Source organism: Bacteroides sp. ET336 (assembly GCF_024733815.1).
Lineage (GTDB): Bacteria > Bacteroidota > Bacteroidia > Bacteroidales > Bacteroidaceae > Phocaeicola > Phocaeicola cellulolyticus.
This window is the reverse complement of the sequence record NZ_JANRHK010000002.1, coordinates 184,868-203,003: the sequence shown is the minus strand read 5'-3', so window position 1 is coordinate 203,003 and position 18,136 is coordinate 184,868. Positions and strand designations below refer to the sequence as shown.

12 protein-coding genes and 1 riboswitch are annotated in these 18,136 nt (G+C 41.2%); of the genes, 9 read left to right on the top strand and 3 right to left on the bottom strand.

Features of this window, described 5'->3' with window-relative positions; genetic code table 11:
- Window positions 1-10: 10 nt before the first annotated feature.
- From rfbD to NW213_RS03710, 3 genes are read right to left on the bottom strand one after another with little or no spacing between them, the layout of a single operon-like run.
- The gene (gene rfbD / locus NW213_RS03720) at window positions 11-868 is read right to left on the bottom strand and encodes a dTDP-4-dehydrorhamnose reductase (RefSeq protein WP_258321877.1); all 858 of its coding nucleotides are present in this window, start codon (window positions 866-868) and stop codon (window positions 11-13) included.
- Window positions 865-1,407: a DUF4924 family protein gene (locus NW213_RS03715; protein ID WP_154043259.1), complete on the bottom strand. Its 543-nt coding sequence runs from the start codon at window positions 1,405-1,407 to the stop codon at window positions 865-867. Before NW213_RS03715 ends, rfbD begins: the two co-directional genes overlap by 4 nt.
- A 3-nt stretch (window positions 1,408-1,410) precedes the next feature.
- Entirely contained in the window at window positions 1,411-2,070 is a 660-nt protein-coding gene (locus NW213_RS03710; protein ID WP_204390582.1) for a LysE family translocator, read from the bottom strand.
- A 158-nt stretch (window positions 2,071-2,228) separates the two neighbouring features.
- On the opposite strand from NW213_RS03710, the gene purL reads away from it, so the two are divergent.
- From purL to NW213_RS03665, 9 genes are all read left to right on the top strand, one after another.
- A complete protein-coding gene (gene purL, locus NW213_RS03705) occupies window positions 2,229-5,933 on the top strand; it encodes a phosphoribosylformylglycinamidine synthase (protein ID WP_258321876.1) in 3,705 nt (1,234 codons plus the stop codon).
- A gap of 129 nt (window positions 5,934-6,062) precedes the next feature.
- Complete coding sequence (locus NW213_RS03700) at window positions 6,063-10,109, top strand: ATP-binding protein (protein ID WP_258321875.1); 4,047 nt, start codon at window positions 6,063-6,065, stop codon at window positions 10,107-10,109.
- Between the two features lie 34 nt (window positions 10,110-10,143).
- Window positions 10,144-10,695, top strand: a complete 552-nt coding sequence (locus tag NW213_RS03695; RefSeq protein WP_154043255.1) for a chromate transporter — start codon at window positions 10,144-10,146, stop codon at window positions 10,693-10,695.
- Between the two features lie 71 nt (window positions 10,696-10,766).
- Complete coding sequence (locus tag NW213_RS03690) at window positions 10,767-11,330, top strand: chromate transporter (protein ID WP_154043254.1); 564 nt, start codon at window positions 10,767-10,769, stop codon at window positions 11,328-11,330.
- A gap of 96 nt (window positions 11,331-11,426) precedes the next feature.
- A riboswitch (cobalamin riboswitch) is annotated at window positions 11,427-11,635 on the top strand.
- A gap of 66 nt (window positions 11,636-11,701) precedes the next feature.
- A complete protein-coding gene (locus NW213_RS03685) occupies window positions 11,702-13,714 on the top strand; it encodes a TonB-dependent receptor domain-containing protein (RefSeq protein ID WP_309148280.1) in 2,013 nt (670 codons plus the stop codon).
- 64 nt (window positions 13,715-13,778) lie between these two features.
- Complete coding sequence (locus NW213_RS03680) at window positions 13,779-14,861, top strand: YncE family protein (RefSeq protein WP_204390579.1); 1,083 nt, start codon at window positions 13,779-13,781, stop codon at window positions 14,859-14,861.
- 35 nt (window positions 14,862-14,896) lie between these two features.
- Complete coding sequence (locus tag NW213_RS03675) at window positions 14,897-16,039, top strand: ABC transporter substrate-binding protein (RefSeq protein WP_258321874.1); 1,143 nt, start codon at window positions 14,897-14,899, stop codon at window positions 16,037-16,039.
- Window positions 16,040-16,096: 57 nt separating this feature from the next.
- Window positions 16,097-17,110, top strand: a complete 1,014-nt coding sequence (locus NW213_RS03670) for an iron chelate uptake ABC transporter family permease subunit (protein WP_375338107.1) — start codon at window positions 16,097-16,099, stop codon at window positions 17,108-17,110.
- Window positions 17,110-18,135: an ABC transporter ATP-binding protein gene (locus tag NW213_RS03665; RefSeq protein ID WP_258321872.1), complete on the top strand. Its 1,026-nt coding sequence runs from the start codon at window positions 17,110-17,112 to the stop codon at window positions 18,133-18,135. Before NW213_RS03670 ends, NW213_RS03665 begins: the two co-directional genes overlap by 1 nt.
- Window position 18,136: the final 1 nt, after the last annotated feature.

Below are 18,136 nucleotides of genomic sequence, written 5' to 3'. Positions count from 1 at the left end.
TTTTAAATCTTTATTTCATTAATATCTCCATACATTCCTTGAGACTGTCCATCCAATATGGTATCTCTATCCCGTAAGTCTCCTTAATCTTGGTCTTGTCAAGCACAGAATAATGAGGACGTGTAGCCTTTGTAGGATAATCCTCTGTATGAAGCGGTTTAACATTGCATCCCTGAATGCCTGCAATAGCATGAATTGCCTTGGTAAAATCATACCATGAGCATACACCTTCGTTGCTGAAATGATATACTCCAGGAACTATTCCCTTGTTTATGGCTGAAAATATTGCCACAGCTAGGTCGCGGGCATATGTAGGAGTTCCTATCTGGTCGAATATAACACCCAGTGTATCTCTTTCCCTTCCCAGACGCATCATTGTTTTTACGAAATTATTGCCGAAAGAAGAATACAGCCATGCGGTCCTTATAACCATTGTTTCAGGACAATACTTGAATGCTTCCTGTTCTCCGCCGAGTTTGGTCACACCGTAAACAGAGTTCGGGCATGTCTCTTCATCCTCACGGTATGGGATATGTGCCGTTCCGTCGAATACATAATCGGTTGACACCTGAATAAGGTATCCGTTTCTTGCTTTTGCAGCCTTGGCAAGGAAGCCCGGAGCCTGCTGGTTAAGCATCTTGCAAAGTTCAACATTATCTTCTGCCTTATCCACTGCAGTATATGCCGCACAATTGACAATGATATCTATATTGTTCGACATTGCATAATTCATTACAGCCTGCTCATTGCAAATGTCAAGTTCTGCCACATCAGTGAAAAAGTATCTGTACTGTGGATATGATTCCGACAGGATACGCATTTCATTTCCAAGCTGACCGTTGGCGCCTGTCACGAGTATATTTTTCATAACTCCAATTCTCCTTTCTTATCTTTTATATAATAATCGGCAAGAATAGCCAGAAGGTCGCTTATCACTTTAATGGCTTTCTGAGTTTCCTCGCTTATTTCCTTTTTCTGAAGTTTCAGCATAAGTACGCCATACATGGCATCAAAACATGTTTCCAGCTCCGGAACATCCTTATCCGCACCTTTTGCCCTAAGTTCTACAATAAAAGGAAGGGCCTTATAATATGCTGCACTATAATATGGATATTTAGGAGAGCGGAGCAATTGCAAATGCAGGTCTGTAAGCCAGACTATTATATTCTTGTTTATCTGGACATGACCTTTCTCCATCACACCCTCGTCGTGCATCATGTTTGCAAGATCCTTATACCATTGGAACAGTGTCGCTTTCTGTTCTTCCGACACAGGATATGGATCGACTATATCCTTCTTTATCCTGTCCATATCAAAATGATACGCACGAAGCAAATCTTCTATCTGCCACATATAAAGCAGATATTCAGCTATATTCTGCTGTTTTAACTGTTGAGATATATACATATATCAATATAATGAATTTCCTAATAATGCCAAAACCAAGCCCACTATAGAGGCTACTATTACAATGATACCAATAACACGGTTTAAAATCCAAATGCCACGGACATTGAAATGATTACGAACTTTATTAACGAAATATGTAATGCTGAACCACCATGTCAGAGCACCTAACACGATAGCCAGATATCCAACCAACTGAAAACCGACAGGACTTCCTGGCATGACAAATGAAAATCTTGCAAAAAGACCTACAAAAAGAAATATAATCAGAGGATTGGATAATGTAACAAAAAATGCTGTGATGAAATTATGAAGATATGAACCGCGTTTACCGGAAACCGGACGCAAAGCTTTTACAGGGTTACTTCTGAATGTATAGATACCGAAAGCCAGAAGCATTATACTACCTACTATCTGCAACAAAGTCTGGTGCTTGATAATAAGATCATCCATAAAGCTCATGCCGTAACCCGTTATCAATGAATAGCCTATATCGCTCAATGCAGCGCCAAGACCAGTTACAAAACCGAACCAACGTCCCTTATTCAGTGTTCGCTGAATACAAAGAACGCCAACGGGTCCGAGTGGTGCCGAAACCACTACCCCAATAACAAAACCCTTTACCAATAAATCCAGTATAGTAACTTGCTCTAACCAATTCATAGTGCAAAGATGTGACTTTTTTGCGAAAGTACCTATAATTCATGTAGATTTTCTTTCGTAAAAACAGGCTTTTATGTACCTTTGCAACATATTATATATGTTTTTTATTTGTTTTACAATTACAGAATGTCTTTAAACTCAAAAACAATATAAATGTTATGATTCTATTTTTCAGAACCCCTAGTAAAAGCGTGATTGCTACTTCATGCAGTCAGGAATTGAATGCTGAAGACATCAAAAAGTTATGCTGGCTTTACAGTGACGCTACTGTAGAGACTGAAGATAACCTGAAAGGATGCTTCATCGGTCCACGCCGAGAAATGATTACTCCATGGAGTACGAATGCCGTAGAAATCACTCAAAACATGGGTATAAGCGGAATACGCCGTATAGAGGAATATTTCCCTGTAAAAGATGAAAACGCTGAATACGACCCTATGCTTCAGCGTATGTACAAAGGCTTGAATCAGGAAATATTTGATGTAAATATCAAACCGCAACCTATTATTTACATAGAAAACCTGGAAGAATATAACGAGCAGGAAGGTCTGGCCCTCTCACGCGAGGAAATGGACTATCTGCTTAAAGTGGAAAAAGACCTGGGACGCAAGCTTACCGACTCAGAGGTGTTCGGTTTCGCACAAATCAACTCAGAACACTGCCGTCACAAAATATTCGGTGGTACTTTCATCATCGACGGACAGGAAATGGAATCATCACTCTTCCAGATGATCAAGAAAACAACAAACGAAAATCCTAACAAGATTATTTCAGCATATAAAGACAATGTAGCATTCGCTGAAGGTCCTGTTGTGGAACAGTTCGCTCCGAAAGATCACTCTACTTCTGATTATTTCGTAATCAAAGATATCAAGACTGTTATCTCACTGAAAGCTGAGACTCATAACTTCCCTACTACTGTAGAACCGTTCAACGGTGCATCAACTGGTACAGGTGGTGAAATCCGCGACCGTATGGGTGGTGGTAAAGGTTCATGGCCTATCGCCGGTACAGCCGTTTACATGACTTCTTATCCTCGTTCGGAAGAAGGACGCGAATGGGAAAACATTCTTCCTGTACGCCAGTGGTTGTATCAGACTCCGGAACAGATTCTTATCAAGGCTTCAAACGGTGCTTCTGACTTCGGTAACAAGTTCGGTCAGCCGCTTATCTGTGGTTCTGTACTTACATTCGAACATCAGGAAAACAACGAAAAGTATGCTTACGACAAGGTTATCATGCTTGCCGGTGGTGTAGGTTACGGTACTCAGCGTGACTGCTTGAAGGGTAGCCCTGAAGCTGGTAACGAAGTTGTGGTTCTTGGTGGTGACAACTATCGTATCGGTCTTGGTGGTGGTTCTGTATCTTCTGTTGAGACAGGACGTTATTCTTCAGGTATCGAGCTTAACGCCGTACAGCGTGCAAACGCGGAAATGCAGAAACGTGCATACAACGTGGTTCGTTCACTTTGCGAAGAAGATGAAAACCCAATCGTTTCTATCCACGACCACGGTTCGGCAGGTCACGTAAACTGTCTGTCTGAGCTTGTTGAAGATTGCGGTGGTCTTATCCACATGGACAAGCTTCCTATCGGTGACGAGACTCTTTCTGCTAAGGAAATCATTGCAAATGAATCGCAGGAACGTATGGGATTGCTTATCGATGAAAAGGCTATTGACCACGTAAGAAAGATTGCAGAACGCGAACGTGCTCCTATGTATGTTGTAGGTGAAACTACAGGAGACCATCGCTTCGCATTCGAACAGGCTGACGGCGTTCGTCCGTTCGACCTGGCTGTTGACCAGATGTTCGGTTCTTCTCCTAAGACATATATGGTTGACAAGACCGTAGAACGTAAATATGAAAATGTATCATACGATGCAGCAAAACTGAACGAATACGTTAGAACTGTTCTTCAGCTTGAAGCTGTAGCTTGTAAGGACTGGTTGACTAACAAGGTTGACCGTTCGGTAACAGGTAAGATTGCACGTCAGCAGTGTCAGGGTGAACTTCAGTTGCCATTGAGTGACTGTGGTGTGGTAGCTCTCGACTATCGTGGAAATGCCGGTATCGCAATAGCTATCGGTCACGCTCCTCAGGCTGCACTTGCAGATCCTGCTGCAGGTTCTGTTCTTGCCGTTTCTGAAGCTCTGACAAACCTTGTATGGGCTCCTTTGGCAGACGGTATGGACAGTATTTCTCTTTCTGCCAACTGGATGTGGCCTTGTCGCTCACAGGAAGGTGAAGATGCAAGACTTTATACAGCAGTGAAGGCTTTATCTGACTTCTGCTGCTCACTTCAGATAAACGTTCCTACAGGTAAGGACTCATTGTCAATGACTCAAAAATATCCTAACGGAGAAAAGATTATCAGCCCGGGAACAGTAATCGTTTCTGCAGGTGGTGAAGTAAGCGACGTCAAGAAGGTGGTTTCTCCTGTTATGGTTAATAAGGAAAAATCTACATTCTATCATATAGACTTCAGTTTCGACCAGTTGCGTCTTGGAGGTTCTGCTTTTGCTCAAAGCCTCAACAAGGTAGGTAGCGATGTTCCTACAGTACAGAACCCAGAATACTTCCGCGATGCATTCCTCGCAGTTCAGGAACTTATCAACAAGGGACTGATTCTTGCAGGTCACGATATTTCTGCCGGTGGTCTTATCACTACATTGCTTGAAATGTGTTTCGCCAACACAGAAGGCGGTATGGAAATCGAACTTGACAAGATTAAATGTGATGATATTGTCAAGATTCTGTTTGCAGAAAATCCGGGTATCGTTATACAGGTAGCAGATAAGAACAAAGCTGAAGTCAAGAAGATTCTTGAAGACGCAGGCGTTGGTTTCGTGAAACTTGGTAAACCGACAGAAGAACGTCATATCCTCGTTTCTAAGGATGGTGCTACTTACCAGTTCGGTATCGACTATCTGCGCGACGTATGGTATTCTACTTCATACCTGATGGATCGTCATCAGAGCATGAACGGATGTGCCAAGAAGCGTTTCGAAAACTACAAACAACAGCCTGTTGAATTTGCATTCAACCCTTCATTCACAGGTAAGCTTTCTCAGTTCGGGCTTGATCCTGACCGTCGTACTCCAAGTGGTATCAAGGCTGCTATCATCCGCGAGAAAGGTACTAACGGTGAACGTGAAATGGCATACATGCTTTACCTTGCAGGATTCGATGTTAAGGACGTCACAATGACTGACCTTGTAAGTGGTCGCGAAACATTGGAAGACATCAACATGATTGTATTCTGCGGTGGTTTCTCTAACTCTGACGTTCTTGGTTCTGCTAAGGGATGGGCCGGAAGCTTCCTGTTCAACCCTAAGGCTAAAGCAGCTCTTGACAACTTCTACGCGCGCCAGGATACATTGTCACTCGGTGTATGTAACGGCTGCCAGCTGATGATGGAACTCGGACTTATCACTCCTGAAGACAAGAAGAAAGGCAAGATGCTTCATAACGACTCACACAAGTTTGAATCTAACTTCCTTGGCGTGACAGTTCCTATGAACCGCAGCGTAATGTTCGGCTCATTGAGCGGTTCTAAGCTCGGTATCTGGGTAGCTCACGGAGAAGGTAAGTTCTCATTGCCTTATCCTGAAGACCACTATAATGTAGTTCTGAAGTATTCATACGATGAATATCCTGGTAATCCTAACGGTTCAGACTACAGCGTAGCAGGTATCGCTTCACAGGACGGACGTCATCTTGCAATGATGCCACACCTTGAAAGAGCTTGCTTCCCATGGGAAAATGCTTATTATCCAGCAGAACGTCTTGGTGAAGACCAGATTACTCCATGGATGGAGGCATTCGTAAATGCTCGCAAATGGGTTGAAGCAAACAAGAAATAATATGTAACATTTTGTTATTAATAATATCAAAAAGGTTTTCCCGGGTAAAATCGGGAAAACCTTTTTTTCGTTTTATTTTGATTTCCAATCATTTTTAGCGACATTTGCAATGTATAACTTCATAATGCCATGTTTTATAGAATTGTCCTTACATTTATCATATTATTCTCATGTATATTAAATTCATACACTCAAATATACAAATACATTGACATGAAAGACGGCCTCAGCAGCCGACGTGTCCTATCTATATGCCAAGGAAATCAGGGATATATGTGGATTCTGACACACAAAGGTGTGGACAGATTCGACGGAAAGAATTTCAAGCACTACCAACTGACGAGAAATAACAATACAGTAAACTTCTATCCAAACCTTAATCAACTTGCCACCGACGCCGAGAACAAACTATGGGAAGCGGGAAAAGATGGATACATATATAAATACGAGGAGATGAGAGATTCATTTCGTCTTGTATTCGACATGAAACAGACATATCCGCAATACAAGGATCTACCCGTATCTGCCATATATTTTGGTCATAATGAAATATTAATGACTTGCGAAAAAGATATTGTTATTTACAATACGGAGAAAGACAGCACCTCATGTATTACCAATCTGCTAAATGAGGATATTTCATACATAGCACAGGATGAAAATCCCGGTGAATACTTTCTGGCGTCAAAAAGACATATTTACAAAATCAAGAGAACACCTTCCGGCACATATTCTAAAGAAAACTATGGCTTGGATGAGGTTGGATTGATAGATTACATTTATTACCACAAAGAAACCGGATATCTGATTATAAACTCCCTTATAAATGGATTATACCTTTATGATACAGATAAAGCCATTCTACATAATGTAGGTAAAGTATTGACAGACGTAAGCATAAATACAATAAAGCCGTATGGCAATTCAGGATGCGAGGTTCTGATAGCAACAGACGGAGACGGAGTTTATAAGCTGAACCTGAAGGACAGAACTTTCGCCAGCTTCCTTACAGAGGACTATTCCAGACAGAACAGAATGAATGGAAGCATTGTCAAGGACTTATGCATTGATCATGACGGACGTATATGGAATGTAATTTACCCTACCGGTATCACTGTATATACAGAAAAATATCAGCCATACGAATGGATCAGACACTCCAAAGACAATAGTAATTCACTAATAGACAACAGAATTAATGCCATTATGACCGATTCGGATGGCGATGTATGGTTTGCTACCAGCAATGGTATAAGCTGTTTTGACCGCTCGGCAAAGAAATGGATAAACTATCTGTCATCATTTGCTAAAGATTCGAAGAATGATAACCATATATTTACGTCTTTATGCGAATACAAAACGGGAGAGATACTGGCTGGAGGATATATGTCAGGAATATACCGAATAAACAAAAATAGCCAAACAGCCGACTATGCAATCAGACTGTCACCTGATAATGACGAAACACCTGACAAATATATAAGAAGCATAATCCGCGACTCTGACAATATACTTTGGGGAGGAGGCTTCCAAAGCCTAAGGATGTATGATCCCCAAAATAAACGTACAAGCATGTATCCATCAACATATCCGATAACATGCATAAAGGAAAAAGACAAAAAATCATTATGGATAGGAACAATAGACGGACTGTACATTTTCAGCAAGCCTGAAGAAAAGCTGGAAAAATTCAGAACTGAAGAAGAAACCGGGTGTGTAAATTCCATATGCATTACTCGGGATGGAAGTTATACATTCGTAGGAACGTACGGCAACGGACTTTTCATCATAGACAATATTTCAGGAGAGGTAAAACATTATACTACTGCAAACTGTAGCCTTATCACAAACAACATTTACAGTCTGGTAGAAAACAAATATGGCGACATAGTTCTGGGAACAGAAAACGGAATTTCCCTATTCAGCATCAAAGACAAAATGTTTACAAACTGGACTGGGGAACAGGGCCTTTCAGCATATAACTTCAACCAGGGGGCTGCCGTAAATACTGGATATGGAGAGATTATATTAGGAAGTAATGACGGAGCAATTGTACTTGCAGACAGTATGAAACTGCCTGAGAAATTTTCTTCTCATATGGTTCTTGACAACCTTAGCATAATGTACAAACCTGCATACCCGGGCGAAAAAGGTTCGCCATTGAAAAAACTGCTTGACGAGACATCGATCCTGGAGTTGAAATTCAATCAGAATACCTTCTCCATAAACGTATCTTCTGTCAACTACGACAATCCGTCAAACATCTATTATACCTGGAAACTGGAAGGCTTCTTCGACGAGTGGAGCAGTCCCAGTGAAGATGGAATGATAAGATATACTAACATATCACCGGGAGAATACAGACTAAGAATAAGAGCAATACTTCTGGACAACAACCAATTGCTGGAAGAGAGAAACATCAGTATTATCATCAAAAGTCCTATATGGCTCACTTCATGGGCCATAATGCTTTATATAGTATTAATATTCGGAGCGGCATTTTCACTTTACAGATATAAGATGATAAAGAAAGACAGACGTATATCGCAGGAGAAAATAAATTTCTTTATACATACGGCCCACGACATACGTACACCACTTACACTTATAAAAGCGCCTTTGGGAGAAATTCTGAAAAAAGAGAAGCTCTCGTCCGAAGGTACCATGAACATAAACCTGGCTCTACAAAACACTGACAACCTTTCGGAACTGGCGAACAAACTGATGAACTTCCAGAAAGAAGAGCTTTACAGTCCGCAAGTTAGCGTAAAAAGATATGAACTTAATTCATATCTTAAAGAGTATCTTCAACAGTTCAAAAACTATGCTGAGCAACAGGAGGTTACTTTGAAATACGAAAGCGATTTCAATGAGCTGGAAGTGTGGATAGACCGTAACAAAATGGATTCGATATTAAGGAACCTTATATCGAACGCCATTAAATATACTCCCAAGGGTGGATATGTGGATATAAACGCATCACATAATAAAAAGAACTGGAATATCGACATAACCGACACCGGTATAGGAATACCTAAAAAAGACAGGAAGAAGATGTTCAGATATATGTTCAGAGGACAGAACGCAACAAACCAGCTTATCACCGGTTCAGGTATCGGAATGCTTCTGACATGGAGGCTAATACGCAACCATGAAGGACGCATATCGTTCACCAGTCAAGAGAATTCCGGAACAAGCTTCCATTTGTCGTTCCCTATCAGAAGCAGAAAATATATATATCGTGATGAAAATCCGGAAGAATGGAATGAAGCAAACATACAGGAAGGATGGGCATACACCATAGCTTCACAAGAAGACCAGCAGACAGAATCCACTGTCACACAAACGGAGAATAACATCCCGGAAAATGCTCCGCACATTCTAATTGTAGAAGATAACGATGTGTTGAGAAACTTCCTGATGCAATCGTTGGCAGACACATACCACACATTCGGTGCAGAGAACGGAAAAGAGGCCCTTGACACAATAAGAAAGAAACAACCGGATCTGATTATATCGGATGTAATGATGCCTATAATGAACGGATACGAACTATGTAAAGCCGTAAAAGGTAATATGGCAACCAGTCATATACCGTTTATTATGCTTACTGCCCTTGGCGAAAAGAAGGATATTATTGACGGTCTGAAGACTAAAGCAGACCTGTATATAGTAAAACCGTTCGACATAACCCTTCTGAAAGCCAATATCAGCAATGTTCTTGAAAACAGAGACCTGATAAGGAAAAGGCTTCAGGAACTTATAGTATCCCTGCCACAACAAAAAGAAGATACGGACGAGAATTCTATATCATCAGAAGAAAATGACGTGCCGGAAATGATCTCCACACTTGACGAAGAGTTTATCCGTAAAGTGACCGGACTTATAAAAGAAGGACTTGGAAAAGGTCTGAATGTGGATACCTTATGTGCAGCCGTAAACATGAGCCGTACAAGTTTCTACAACAAGATCAAAGCACTTACAGGTGAGCCTCCAGCCGAGCTTATCAGGAACATACGTATGCAGGAAGCAGCCATATTACTGAAAACAAAGGAATATACCGTATCAGAGGTTTCAGACATGCTCGGATTTGCCGACCCGAAATATTTTGCAGATACATTCAAAAAATATTACGGCGTCCCTCCTAGAGATTATATGAAATCAGTTAATAACTAAAAACAGAGAAAGAAGCTAGTTCTTAATTAACGACATGATATATCTAAATTATTTTACAATATTCTTCCGAATAGGACTATTCACTATAGGAGGCGGTTATGCCATGGTTCCACTTATTGAAGCGGAAATAGTTGATAAAAGGAAATGGATAAAAAAAGAAGAATTCCTTGACCTCATGGCATTGTCGCAAACAGTTCCGGGAATATTCGCCGTCAACATCGCAATCTTCATAGGATATAAACTGCGTAAATTCTGGGGAGCATTCTTCATGGCTTTAGGAACAATCATGCCATCATTTCTGATAATACTGGCCATTGCACTCTTCTTCAGGCAGTTCCAGCATCTGGAACCTGTAGAAAGAGTATTCAAGGGCATACGTCCCGGAGTAGTGGCATTAATTGCAGCACCTACTTTCAAAATGGCTAAAACCGCACGTATCAACAGATACAATATATGGATTCCGGCAGTATCTGCACTGCTTATATGGCTGCTCGGCTTCTCGCCTATCTACGTAATTATTCTGTCAGGACTTGGCGGATATATTTACGGGCGATATAAAAGAAAAACTGAGGATAAAAGCAAATGACAGAGAGTTGAAAGTCAGTAAAAGCCACACCCAAATTCTTAATTATTAACTTTTAATTTTTAATTTACAACATGATATTCCTACAACTATTCTATACATTCTTCAAGATAGGTCTCTTCGGATTCGGCGGAGGCTATGCAATGTTGTCCATGATACAAGGTGAAGTTGTGACACGTCATGACTGGCTCAGTTCTTCTGAATTCACAGATATAGTTGCCATCAGCCAGATGACACCCGGTCCTATCGGTATAAACTCTGCAACATACGTTGGTTATACAGCTGTAGTTAATGCCGGCTACTCTCATGGAATAGGCGTTTTAGGTTCTGCCATAGCAACATGTTCTGTAGTCTTACCTTCATTCATCCTGATGATATTGATAAGCAAATTCTTTTTGAAGTATCAGAAACATCCTGTAGTGGCTTCTGTATTCGACGGGCTACGCCCAGGAGTAGTGGGACTTTTAGCATCTGCTGCCCTTGTACTGATGAATACCGAGAATTTTGGTTCGGACACTTACAGCATAATAACGAGCATAGCGATTTTCGCTTCAGTGTTCATTGCTTCACACAAATATAAAGTCAATCCTATACTTCTTATCATACTCTGCGGCATCGCTGGATTTATATTATATTGACACATCATCTAATTACTCATAGTATCTGAAGATTGCATTTCATATATAGTAAAAATGCGAAAATAAAATAAATGATTTTCAATTTTCCGTTTTTTTCATATATTTGCAATGTTTTGTTCCAATATGCCTATTTACAGGATGAGGATGAAAAGGGAATCGGGTGAAAATCCCGGACAGTCCCGCTGCTGTAATCTCCACAGAATAAGGATAGCTTAATATCTGTTTAACCACTGTCTAACTTAAAGACGGGAAGGTAAAGCCATCCGGAGTAAGTCAGAAGACCTGCAAAACAAGAAATCATGCCACAGCATTCTCGAGGAAAGAATGATGCGGATACATGTAATTTTTGTAAGACACTTATTGAGTAAGAAATGGGCAAACTGAATTATGTTGTCCACAGGTACGCTGTAACTGTACTGTTTTTATGTCCGATAATGGTATCTATGGCACAGAAGAACAACACAGACAGCATCACCGGTAGGATACACCAAATTCCGGACGTTACTATCAGTGCGAGAAAGACTCCATCAGCCTTAATGGCAACGTCACCGCTTCAGATACTGAAAAAATCAGAGCTGGAGCGTATGGGAGTGTATGATGTAGCCGAAGCCGTAAAACACTTTTCGGGAGTTAATGTAAAAGACTACGGAGGTATAGGAGGACTGAAAACTGTTTCCATAAGAAGTATGGGAGCACAGCATACAGGAGTTATATACGATGGAGTAAGCATAAGCGACTGCCAGTCTGGACAAGTTGATATTTCAAGGTACTCTCTGAGTAATGTATCAGAACTTTCTCTTACAATTGGTCAGACTGATGATATATATCAAAGTGCAAAAGCTTTTGCCTCGGCAGGAGTTCTCAACATAAAGACTATAACACCTGACATAGAAAAAGGTAAATACAGTATTAACGCTTCCTTCAAAACCGGCTCATATGGTTTGATTAATCCCTCTGTAATGTATAGCCATAAAATAACCAATAAAACTGGTCTTTCATTTTATGGAGATTATCTGCAAGCCGACGGTAACTACAGATTTAAATTATGGAACGGAAACCAACTGATTGATGCAAAAAGGAACAACAGCGACATACGTTCTTACAGAGCAGAAGCAAATCTGTACTCATCCATTACCTCCAAACAAGACCTACAAGTAAAAGCATACCTATTTGACTCTGAAAGAGGACTGCCGGGAAGTGTGGTTTACGACAATCCTTATTCTGCTGAAAGACTGTACGATAGAAACTACTTCGGACAAGTGCGTTACGAAAACAGATGGAATAAACGGTTGAAAATGCAGGTACTTGGAAAATTCAACTACAGTTGGAACAGAGACTATAACGACAAGTCATCCGGAATAACAGACGACCGATACAGACAGACAGAGACCTATCTGTCAGCCACCGTAATGGGCAGTCCGATAAAAAATCTTTCTTTCTCATTTGCACAGGATTTTGCATATAATTATCTGTACACTAACCTGAGAGATTGCCAGTTTCCTGAAAGATTTACTGTACTGAGTGCTTTGGCTGCCAGATATGAACGTACCAACTTCTCAGCTTCGGCTTCACTGCTCAACACATACATAACAGAGAATGTGAAGATAGGGAAAGCTGCAGATGACAGGAAACGTCTGTCTCCTGCCGTCAGTATATCGTGGAAACCTTTACGTCAGCACGGATTAAGGATAAGAGCCTCGTATAAGGATATATTCAGAACTCCTACATTCAACGACCTGTATTATCTCCTTATAGGGAATACCAATCTTCGTCCGGAAACCACACGACAGGGAAACTTCGGAGTGACATACAATAGATCGGACTCTAACAGACGATTCAGATTCCTTAGCCTTTCAGCTGATGTATATTATAATAAGGTCAACGACAAAATTGTTGCGGTTCCCACCATGTTTGTGTGGAAAATGATGAATGTCGGTAAAGTTGAGACTATAGGAACAGACATAAACATATCGTCGGAATACAGTCTGACAGACAAAATAAACCTTTATCTCACAGCTAACTATAACTTTATCCAGGCAGAGGATATAACCGACCCTGAATCAAAAACATGGAGAAACCAGATTATATATACTCCAAAACATTCAGGAGGAGGAAGTCTCACAATAGAGAACCCATGGGTGAATATTACATATAATGTAACCTTTGCTTCTGAGAGATATACTCTGGCACAAAACCTTCCTTCGTACCGTATTGAGCCATATTCCGATCATAGCTTATCGGCATACAGATTTTTTTCCTGGAAAAAGCACAAATTCAAGATTCAGCTGGATGCATTAAACCTGAGCGGAAAAAACTATGAGGTCATAAGATTTTATCCTATGCCGGGAAGAAACTATAAAGTATCACTGAGTTATATTCTATAACAGATAAAACTCTATGAATAAGAATATTAAATCATTAAACAACAACAAATAAAAACAGAACATTATGAAATTGAAATTCATTTATCTTACAGCAACTATGTTTCTTATCACTGCAATGACATCATGTAATAACGATGAACCGGGAATTGATGGTGGAACAGAAAAACCTGTAATCACCACAGGAGCATACATAATTAACACTGGCAACTGGGGTGCCAATGACGGTTCAATACAATGGTACGATATAGACAAAGGCACAGCGTCATCTGATATTTATGCAGCAAGTAACGGCAAAGGAATAGGTGACCTTCAGGACTTATGTGTTTATGGCTCTAAACTATATGCAGTAAGCACCACTTCTTCAAAAATAGAGATACTGGACAAGGAAGGAAAAATAATAAAAAGCATGCCACTTACAACGTCCGACAATAAACCTCTGCAACCAAGATTTGCCACAGCAGGCGACGGATTTGTATTCTTTACTGCATACGACGGTACTGTTTCCAAACTTGATACCCTGTCTCAAGAAATAGTTTCTTCTGTAAATGTAGGGGATTATCCGGAGGGATTGTCATACACCAAGGGAAAAATCTTCGTAAATATCTCCGGATATGGTATGGGAAATACAGTTGCGGTAGTAGATGCAAAGACCATGACCAAAGTCGAGGATATTACAGTTTTGCTTAATCCTTATACGCAAAGCATTGTGGGTAGCGACGGATTTGTGTATATTGTATCAAATGGTAACTATGCCGGATCTGAAGGACTAGAAGAGGAGGATTATATCTACGGAACTATGCAACGTATAAATCCAGATACATATCAGGTTGAGGAACTATGCAACGCTTCATACATAGCCAACAATGGCGACAAGATGTATATTCTCTACTCTGAGTACCATCTGCCGGAAAGAGCAAAGTGTTTCGTATATGATATCAAGACCAGTAAAGAGACAGAATTCGTAAAATTCAGCGACATACCAAACCCAGGCGGTATAGCTGTTGACCCTGAGACAGAAGATGTGTACATAATAAACCAGCCATACGGAGCGTTGAACGACGTATATGTGTACGACAAAAACGGCAACAAAAAATCTCAATTTGAAGCCGGTCAATACACTACAGGAATACGTTTTGTAACAGAATAACAGCCAAAAGAAGAAATATCTGCATCATTATTATAATGAAGAAATCATTTTTACTATCTGCCAATATAGTAACATTAGTCCTGCTTCTCTCTGCATGCAGCGGAGGAAGCAGGACTTCCTCGCATTCTGAAACTCCTGTCGATACAGTAAAATTCAGTTATGCGGAAAACATCAGAATTCTGAAATTCAAGGATTATACCAAAGTGGAACTGCGCAATCCATGGGATACACTGAAAACTCTGCATACGTACATACTGACAGACAGAGACAATACCAACACCGGCAATCTGCCCGAAGGAACTATAGTTCGTACTCCTTTAAATAATGCCATTGTTTACTCATCTGTTCACAACTCCCTCTTGGCCGAAACAGGAGCTATCAAATCCATAGCCGGAGTGTGCGACATTCAGTATATCAAGCATCCACAGATAAAGGAGATGTACGAAGGTGGCTTCATAGCCGACTGCGGCTCTTCAATGAGTCCCGACATAGAAAAGATTATCGACCTCAATGCCGATGCGGTACTGCTCTCTCCTTTTGAGAATAGCGGCGGGTACGGAAGAATAGAAAGTATAGGAATACCCATCATAGAATGTGCCGACTATATGGAGACATCTCCCCTAGGCAGAGCAGAATGGATGAAGTTTTATGGACTCCTTACAGGTAAAGAGGAAGAGACTGACTCACTGTTCAGAAAAATAGAGAAACAATATCTCACTCTGAAACATATGACAAAAGATGTCCACGACCGCCCTACTGTGATTACTGAATTGAAATATTCATCTGCATGGTATGTTCCCGGAGGAAGAAGCACCATGGCCAGGATGATAAACGATGCCGGAGGAGACTACATATTCAGCTATACAAAGGAAAGCGGCTCAGTGCCTATGTCGTTTGAGACAGTTCTGGACAAAGGTCAGAAAGCTGACTTCTGGCTCATAAAGTATAATCAGAAACAGGATAAGACATACTCCGAACTGAAAAACGACTACTCTCCATATACCAATTTTGACGCGTGGAAAAATAAACGTATCTTTGGATGCAATACCTCGTACGTAAACTTTTACGAAGAGACGCCTTTTCATCCGGAGACTCTGCTCAGAGACCTGATTATAATCTTCCATCCGGAAATTATGAAAAATGAAAAGACACTGTATTATACAGAATTGAAGTTTTAACTGTTGATTTTGATTACTCGTCTATTAAAGAATAAAATTTTGAGAAACAGGAATACCATATATATCGCACTGCTTGCCATCTTGACTGTAACCCTTGCCGCCATAAGTCTGTATTATGGTTCAGTCAGTATTCCGGCATCTGTAGTTACCGATATACTTTCAGGTGGAGAGGCGGAAAAAGCCAGCTGGACTTACATTGTCCTGCAGTCGCGTGTACCACAGACCATTACCGCTATACTAACCGGAGCCGCACTTGCCGTGTCCGGACTTATGCTGCAGACTGTATTCAACAATCCTCTTGCAGATTCCTCCATACTGGGAATAAGTTCCGGCTCCAGTCTAGGAGCCGCACTGGTAATACTTGGTATGGGAGGAAGCATAACGGTATCTACCATCAGTCTCGGCGGATTTCTGTCAGTCATCGCTGGAGCCATGGCAGGCGCATTCGCCATAATGGCATTCATCCTGTTTCTATCCACACTGATAAAGAACAACGTCATGCTTCTGATAGCCGGAATTATGACAGGGTACGTCACTTCATCTGCAATATCACTGCTAAACTTCTTCTCTACAGCCGAAGGAGTACACTCCTACGTCACATGGGGAATGGGAAATTTCGGAGGTGTATCGCTCACTCAACTTCCTACCTTCTCCTCAATGATATTAATAGGGCTGGCAATATCCGTAATGCTCATAAAGCCTATGAATGCTCTTTTGCTGGGAACTAGATATGCGGAAAATCTTGGCGTAAATATCCGCCGAACAAGGAATATGCTCCTGCTGTCAACAGGAATACTGACTGCCGTAACAACTGCGTTCTGCGGACCGATTTCGTTTATCGGGCTGGCTGTACCTCATATTGCACGGCTTCTGCTAGGAACATCAAACCATAACTCACTTCTCCCCACAACCGCACTCTGTGGAGCAGCAATGGCTCTGTTATGTTCGATAGTGAGCATACTTCCGGGAGAGAATGGTATCATACCGATAAATGCCGTAACACCGGTACTCGGAGCTCCGGTAATAATATATGTAATTATAAACCAGAAGAAAATACAATACTTTAACTGATGGAAAACAACGATGTGATTACAGCTACCAATCTGAGTATCGGCTACCACACGAAAAACAGGAAAACTACCGTACAGTCCAACCTCAACTTCACACTGAAGGGAGGCAACCTGACATGTCTGCTTGGTCCGAACGGTGCGGGAAAGTCAACTCTCCTGCGTACAATCTCAGCATCGCAACCTATATTGGACGGTAGCCTCAACATTATGGACAAACCGGTAGAAAGATATTCGGAAAAGGAACTGTCGCGCACCATCGGACTTGTACTGACGGAAAGGATTTTTGCAGGGGCATTGACGGTACGACAGCTTGTAGCCCTTGGACGCCAGCCGCACACCGGTTTCTTCGGACGCTTGTCTGCCTATGACAAAGAAATAATAGACCATGCGCTGCATCTTACAGGAATAAGCCATAAAGCAGAAACTTATACTACCAATCTCTCTGACGGAGAACGCCAAAAGGCCATGATAGCCAAAGCCATAGTACAGGAATGTCCGATAATACTCCTTGACGAACCGACCGCATTCCTTGATGCAGTAAGCAGAATAGAAATACTCACATTGCTCCACCGCCTGGCGCATGAAGAAAACAAAGCCATATTACTCTCCACCCACGACATAGAGCAGGCGCTGGTTACAGCCGACTATCTATGGCTGCTCACTCCTAAAAACGGAATACATTCCGGAGTGACGGAAGATATAATATTATCCGGACAGATGGACCGGCTTTTTCCTGAAGCAGAAATTAAATTCGACCTTATGCACGGAGGATACTCCCCTACCGTGAAAGCCGACCGTTCCATCATACTATATACAGACGACCAGATACTTAAACACTGGACACAGAACGCACTGAACCGCCACGGATTTCTGTGTCTGGACAAACAGGCTGCACAGGAAGACAAAAAACTGCCGGAACTTAAAGTCCTGTCATCATCAGAAATGCAATTACATATTGATGAAAAGAACTATAGTTGCGGCAGTTTCGGCGAGCTTATTTTAAGAATTTCTCAGATGACAAGTTGAC

Coding starts and splice junctions, on each gene's coding strand:
- rfbD (WP_258321877.1), bottom strand. CDS start 868: ATGAAAAATATACTCGTGACAGGCGCCAACGGTCAGCTTGGAAATGAA.
- NW213_RS03715 (WP_154043259.1), bottom strand. CDS start 1,407: ATGTATATATCTCAACAGTTAAAACAGCAGAATATAGCTGAATATCTG.
- NW213_RS03710 (WP_204390582.1), bottom strand. CDS start 2,070: ATGAATTGGTTAGAGCAAGTTACTATACTGGATTTATTGGTAAAGGGT.
- purL (WP_258321876.1), top strand. CDS start 2,229: ATGATTCTATTTTTCAGAACCCCTAGTAAAAGCGTGATTGCTACTTCA.
- NW213_RS03700 (WP_258321875.1), top strand. CDS start 6,063: ATGTTTTATAGAATTGTCCTTACATTTATCATATTATTCTCATGTATA.
- NW213_RS03695 (WP_154043255.1), top strand. CDS start 10,144: ATGATATATCTAAATTATTTTACAATATTCTTCCGAATAGGACTATTC.
- NW213_RS03690 (WP_154043254.1), top strand. CDS start 10,767: ATGATATTCCTACAACTATTCTATACATTCTTCAAGATAGGTCTCTTC.
- NW213_RS03685 (WP_309148280.1), top strand. CDS start 11,702: ATGGGCAAACTGAATTATGTTGTCCACAGGTACGCTGTAACTGTACTG.
- NW213_RS03680 (WP_204390579.1), top strand. CDS start 13,779: ATGAAATTGAAATTCATTTATCTTACAGCAACTATGTTTCTTATCACT.
- NW213_RS03675 (WP_258321874.1), top strand. CDS start 14,897: ATGAAGAAATCATTTTTACTATCTGCCAATATAGTAACATTAGTCCTG.
- NW213_RS03665 (WP_258321872.1), top strand. CDS start 17,110: ATGGAAAACAACGATGTGATTACAGCTACCAATCTGAGTATCGGCTAC.